The sequence below is a fragment of the Arthrobacter sp. 4R501 genome (assembly GCF_002929755.1).
Lineage (GTDB): Bacteria > Actinomycetota > Actinomycetes > Actinomycetales > Micrococcaceae > Arthrobacter.
This window is the reverse complement of record NZ_PJIW01000089.1, coordinates 1-507: the sequence shown is the minus strand read 5'-3', so window position 1 is coordinate 507 and position 507 is coordinate 1. Positions and strand designations below refer to the sequence as shown.

1 pseudogene is annotated in these 507 nt (G+C 70.2%); it reads left to right on the top strand.

The annotated features are described in order from the left end of the window. Nucleotides 1-507: pseudogene (locus CXR02_RS22025) on the top strand (AAA family ATPase); the annotation flags it as partial.

Genomic DNA, 507 nt, shown 5'->3' with positions numbered 1-507 from the left:
TATGAGCTCCTGGACCGTGAAATCGCCGGCAACTCCGATCTGGGCAGCCCTGCCTCGCGGGCCGCCGCCAGCGAGCAGGCGCTGGGTGCGGACCCGCTCGTGGCGGACCTGGGCGACCGGCTCCGTGCCCGCGGGGCACGGGTGTGGCACCAGTACGACGGGGCCCTGAATATGGTGGCGGCGGCCGACCCGCTGAGCACTATGGGCCAGGACGACGCCGACGTTCCCCGGCCGGTGGCCATCGAGTCCGACGGCACCGAGCAATACCGGCGGCTGACCGTGCGGGAACGGAGCAGGCTCCGGCCCCAGCTGCTGGAGCGGCTCGGCTGGCGCTATATGCCGCTATGGACCATAGAGGTTTTCACCGATCCTTCCGCGTGCGCCGACCGGATCGGCGGCTACCTGGGCCGGGAAAAGCCTGCAGCGACCAGCAGGAACCGGACCTCGCCGGGATTCTTCGACGACGACGTCGAGAACCTGGCCGGCAATGACGCGCAGGAGCGGATC